The sequence below is a fragment of the Microbacterium sp. 1.5R genome, assembly GCF_007667425.1.
GTDB lineage: Bacteria > Actinomycetota > Actinomycetes > Actinomycetales > Microbacteriaceae > Microbacterium.
Genome location: NZ_VDRC01000003.1, coordinates 1 through 5,322 on the forward strand (window position 1 = coordinate 1; position 5,322 = coordinate 5,322).

The 5,322-nt window shown below is 68.4% G+C and carries 2 protein-coding genes; both read right to left on the reverse strand.

Annotated elements, in window-relative coordinates:
• A partial coding sequence (locus FSY98_RS16530) for a PKD domain-containing protein (protein ID WP_144877791.1) occupies positions 1-4,273 on the reverse strand: 4,273 nt, incomplete at its 3' end.
• Between the two features lie 283 nt (positions 4,274-4,556).
• The coding region (locus FSY98_RS16535) for a PKD domain-containing protein (RefSeq protein ID WP_144877792.1) at positions 4,557-5,322 on the reverse strand (766 nt) is incomplete at its 5' end.

Here is a 5,322-nt window from a genome sequence, read left to right on the forward strand (position 1 = left end):
CCGTCGTCGGAGACGTCCCCGACGCCTCCACCCGCACCGTCACCGTCGTCCCAGCCGTCACCGACAGACCAGACAGATTCTGCGAACCGATCGTCACACCACTGCGCTGCACCTGCAGGCTCACCGAGCCGTTGGTCGCCACGACGAGGCGGGCTCGGTAGTCGTCGCCGCCGATGCGGCGGACGATGGCCTGCGCGAACACGCTGCCGCCCGTCGGTACGGCGTCGAACTTCGCGTCGACCGTGAGGTCGGTCGAGGCCGAGGACACATCGGTCAGGTAGGCCGTGCGCAGGGCGCCGCCGGCCGTCAGTCGGAACACGCCTGCACCGTCGACGCCGTAGCTCGACGCCGCATTCGCCAGCGTCCACGATCCGCCCTGATCAGCCGCGCCCAGACCGTTCGCGATCGAGCGACCGAAGGCATCCGTCGCCAGCACACCCGAGGTAGGAGCCGCTACCGTCACGTCGTGCGTGATCGTCCCGGTCGCCCCGGCGTTGTCCTTCACGGTGAGGGTCACCGTGTAGGTGCCTGCGGCCGCGTAGGTGTGTGATGCCGTGGCACCGGTGCCGTGCGCGGTCGAGTCTCCCCAGTTCCAGTCGTACGAGGCGACCGTTCCGTCGGAGTCGGTCGAACCGCTGCCGTCGGCGGAGATCGTGAGCCCGGCGGCCGTCGCCGTGAACGCTGCCGTAGGCGGCACGTTCGCGGGAACCGGCGGCACCACGAGCGATTCCGTCTTGGTGGTGGTCGCTCCCTCGTCGTCGGTGACCGTGAGGGTCACCGTGTAGGTGCCCGCGGCCGCGTAGGTGTGCGATGCAGTGACACCGGAGCCGTGAGTGCTGTCGTCGCCCCAGTTCCAGTCGTACGACACGATCGTGCCGTCCGGATCCGTAGACCCCGACCCGTCGACCGCAACCTTCAGCGGCGACAGCACCGACGTGAACGCGGCAGACGGCGCGGCGTTCGCCACCGTCACCACGGTCGACGACTTCACAGCCGTCCCCGAGCGGTCATCCGTGACCGTCAGCGTCACCGTGTACTCGCCGGCCAGGTTGTACGTGTGAGACGCCGTGGCCCCCACACCGTGCGCACTGCCGTCGCCCCAGTTCCAGTCGTACGACACGATCGACCCATCCGCATCGGACGATGCAGACGCATCCACCGACAGTGCCAGCTTCGACACCTGCGACGAGAACTCCGCCACCGGCAGCTGGTTGGCCGGCGCGCCTTCACGCCCGAGGCTGTAGTGGTCGGCCACCGACGCCGGCGACAGCACCGTCGGGTACACGGCGACCTCGTCGATCGATCCGCGGAACTCCCAGGAACCGGGACCCCACGTGACGTCACCGCCCACGTGCCAGTACCCCGTGTAGTTCTCCGCGACGGTGTTGCCGTTGGAGCCGACCAGAGCGCCGTCGACGTAGAGGTTCATACCGGACGGACCCTGCGTGGCGACCACGTGGTGCCACTGCCCGTTGTTGTACGAGGCATCCGACGTGATCGTGACGGTCTGTCCCGTGTAGGCGCCGAACACCAGGCGGCCCGCATCGGTCATGTACACGTGACGGTCGTAGCTCGACGAGTTGCCGGTCGCGCTGTTGCCGAAGCCGATGATCTTGCCGCCCGAGGTGGACGTCGTCTTGAACCAGGCTTCCGTCGAGTACACGGTCGGGTTCACGAACGACGACTGGCTGATCAGCTGGCCGCCGTCGAAAGTGGTCGCGCCATTGGTCACGCCGCTGAGAGCGCCCTGCGCCCCCTTGGTGTGGTCGCCGAAGTACGTGCCGCGCTGCGACGACCCGGAGGTGTCGCCCGCGGTCGACCCGGTCGTCTCGTTGAGGCGCCAGTACAGCATCGGCTCGGCGCCGTACACGGCCGCGCCGTACGCGTCAGCCGGCGGCGTGGAGCCTTCGAGCGTGCGCCCCGAGGCGACGTAGTGCGTCTGCACCTGCGTGCGAGAGAGGGCTCCGCCGTAGATCGCGACCTCGTCGATGCTGCCGTCGAAGAACTGCGATCCGGACCACGTCGAGTCACCGCCGATGCGCCAGAAGCCGTTGTAGCTCTGCGCCGACGTGGTGTCTGCGCGCTGCGCGACCTTGACGCCGTCGACGTACAGCTCCATGCCCTTGATCGGATCGAGCGATGCCACCACCTGGTGCCACGCGCCGTCGTTGTAGGACGCGGATGAGGTCACGACACGCTCCGCGTTCGGGTAGACACCGAAGTTCACGCGGCCGCTGTTGTCCATGTAGACGTGACGGTCGTACGACGACGAGGTCCCCGTGGTGCTGTTGCCGAAGCCGACGATCTTGCCGCCCTGGGTGGTCGTGGTCTTGAACCACGCCTCGATCGCGAAGGTCTGCGGCCCCTCGACGGCCGACTCGGTCGTCGCGAAGCCGGAGCCGGTGCCGTTGAAGCGCGATGCCGGGGCGGTGGACGTGGTGAGCGCACCCTCGACGTTCCGCGTCACGCCGTCGCGCACCGCGAGGTTGTTCGGACCCGCCCAGTCGATCGACGAGGATCCCGTGTCGTTGAGAGGCCAGTAGTTCGTCGGCGCGTCAGCGAGGACGGCGTTCGAGTACTCGGGCATGGCGCCGACGCCGTTCACGGTGGCCGTGATCGTGTTGCTCCACGCGACGTTACCGTGTGCATCCTCAGCACGCACCCGATACGTGTGCGTGCTCCCCTGCACGAGCCCCTTGTCGATGAACGACAGTCCGGGCAGCCCCCAATCGGGAGACTTCGACCGTGCCGTCTTCGTGTAGATCGGAGTCGCGTTGGCTCCGTCACGGATGAGCTTGTATTCGAGGTACTCGTTGTCGCGGTCCCAGTTGAGGGGCCAGCTGATGCGCATGGTGCCCTCGGCGATGGGGTTCGCGGACGGAACCCAGTTGCTGCCGCTCAGACGAGGTCCGTCCGTGTTCGGAGCCTTCTCCTTCGTGGCGAATCGCACCAGACCCTGCTGGATCTGGTTGTTCACGCGGGTGAACTCGCCCGCCATCACGACGTAGTCGCCGTTGCCGGTGACGCTCCAGGGACCCTGGTTCGCACCGCTCACCGAGCCGGTGTTGAAGGTGGGGTACCAGTGCAGCAGACGCGGCGCGGGGTTCCCGCCCCAGTCGTAGTAGCCGTAGCCCAGGCCGTAGGGCGTCGTGCGCTCCACGGAGTTCGAGAAGGCGACGCCCCGGTAGAACGACCACGGGTCGCTCTGCGGGAATCCGTCGACCAGGCTGCCGCAGTAGTGAGCGTGCCCCGCTCCGTACACGACGTCGGGGGTGGCGTAGGCGCTGTACGTGTCGCCATGGCAGTCCTCGACCCAGGTCAGGGAGCCGGTCGCCCAGTCGCTCTTGAAGATGCCCTCGAGGTTTCCGCCGCCGCCGAAGTGGTAACCCGTGCCGTACAGGCTGGTCCCATCGGTGCTCAGCGACCAGATGGCTGCGTCGGGCCCGCCGTTGCGGACGATGCTGTTCGCGGAGAAGGGCAGGAGCGCGCCGCTCGTGGCGTCGACGAGGGCCATGCCGTACCCGGGGTTGGACGATCCGTTGACCGTCGTGAAGTGGCCGGCGAGGGCGACCTTGGTGCCGTCACCCGAGACCACGACGTCGTTGCCGCGGTTGTCGAGTTCGGGGGCCCAGGGCAGGAGCGCGCCGGTCGAGCTCACCGCTGCTGCGCGGACTCGGTCGTTGCTCGCCACCCGCCCGAAGATGCCGGTGAAGTACACCGCCGAGTTGGTCGCGGTGATCGCGCGGACCGATGCGTTGACGCTCGGCGCCCACGACGAGACCAGCGTTCCGGCCGGGATGTCGAACGCGGCGACGCGGTTGCGCGTCGAGCCGTTGACCGCGGTGAAGTCACCGCCGATGTAGAGACGCTTGCCGTCGGGCGAGGCGGCGATCGATCGCACCTGGCCGTTGACGTTCGGTGCGAACGAGGTCATCGCACCGGTGCGGATGTCGTATGCGATGACGTTATTGCGCGTCACCTCGTTCGTTCCGGCCGCGGCACCTGCCGGTCGGGCTGTCGCGAACTGACCGGCGGCGTACACCGTGTTCCCGACGATCACCTGGTCCCAGACGATGCCGTTGACCTGCGCGGTCGGCAGAGCGTCGGTCGTGGCCGTCGCCGGCACTCCCGGATCGATCGGCGAGGTGTCAGCCGACGCCGCGGACGGCGCGAGGACAAGACCGCTCGCGATCAGTGCTCCGACCGCCAGCGTGGTGCCGAACCGCAGTCCGATCGCCTTCTTGGTCCCCAAAAAACTACGCAGAACACCCATGTGCTCGCTCCCCAAAATATGCACTCCAGAAGAGTGCTCCCCAGTACCCCATGATCTGTACCCGCCAGTCCCCGCGAACCCCTTCACGCGAGCTGGCTGCATGTACAGCAGGCTCAGAATACCGAAGTATCCCCGCGGCGTCCAGAGGCAATATCGGCTATCTCAAAGGTTCGACGGCGCGCCTCGAGTACGCCGATCCTCTTGAGCACACCGAGCACGCCGAGCACGCCGATCCCCCAGGCCGTCGAGGTTCGGCCCGCTTCGTCGAGCCGAGCCCTGCGGCCTACGGGATGGCGACGACCTTGATGCTGCCGAAGGTGACCGTATAGGGGACGTTGGTGGTGCCGCTGCCGAGGTAGGCGGCGACTCCGACGTGTCCGGCGGTCTGCAGGGCGGCCGTGGCATCGGTCGTCGTGACCTGCCAGTCGGTCGGCTCCGCCGCGCCCGTCTTCCACACCTCCGCGCGGATCGTGGTCGGGTTCGCACCGAACGCCTGCACCCGCACCTGCAGCTCCTCACCGGCCGCGAGCGTGAGGCCCGCGACGTTCACCGCCGCGAGCGTCGTCGACGTCCGCTGCAGCTGCAGCTGCACCGACCCGTTCGCCGCCACGACCACACGGGCACGGTAATCCTCCGCCCCCACCCGCCGCGCGATGAAGGACGAGAACGCGCTGCCCCCGACCGGCAGCTGCGCCATGGTCACGGTCGCGGAGAGATCTGAGGCCGAAGACGATACCGCGCTGAGATAGGCGGATCGGGTCGACCCTGCGGCGACGGCGACCTTCGCGGCCGCGCCATCGACCGAGTACCCGGACAGGGAGGTGGTGGAATAGCTCCACGCGCCGCCCGTCGCCGCCGAACCCCACCCGTTCGCCGCTGTGCGGTCGAACTCGTCCGCCGCGAGCACGACCTCGGGCACGATCGCGACCACGTCCGCGGTCGTGGCGTGAGTGCCGCCGCGGTCGTCGGTGACGGTGAGGGTCACCGTGTAGGTGCCCGCCGCGCCATAGGTGTGCGTCGCCGTGGCCCCGGAGCCGTGGCCGCTGCCG